1 pseudogene is annotated in these 322 nt (G+C 71.1%); it reads left to right on the top strand.

Annotated elements, in window-relative coordinates:
* Nucleotides 1-109 precede the first annotated feature (109 nt).
* Nucleotides 110-322: pseudogene (locus FAF44_RS53970) on the top strand (PA-phosphatase); the annotation flags it as partial.

The following is a 322-nucleotide window of genomic DNA, read 5'->3' on the forward strand; positions in this document are numbered from 1 at the left end:
GGACATCAGCCCGAGCCTGATGAACAGCACCGGCGCGCCCACCTGCACCCACAACATCAGCAGCGCGTAGGCCGCGTACGTCGCCACAGGGCTGTCCGGGGCGTCGATCATGTATCGGCTGGGGTGGTTCGACGCGGGTGGGCCGCTCACCGCCCGCGCCGCCCGGTGGGCGCTCGGGACGGCCGTGGCGGCGCTCATCTGGTACGCCCAGCGCGAACTGCTGCCGGACAGCCCTGTGGCGACGTACGCGGCCTACGCGCTGCTGATGTTGTGGGTGCAGGTGGGCGCGCCGGTGCTGTTCATCAGGCTCGGGCTGATGTCC

The sequence above is a fragment of the Nonomuraea sp. MG754425 genome (genome assembly GCF_021699195.1).
Lineage (GTDB): Bacteria > Actinomycetota > Actinomycetes > Streptosporangiales > Streptosporangiaceae > Nonomuraea.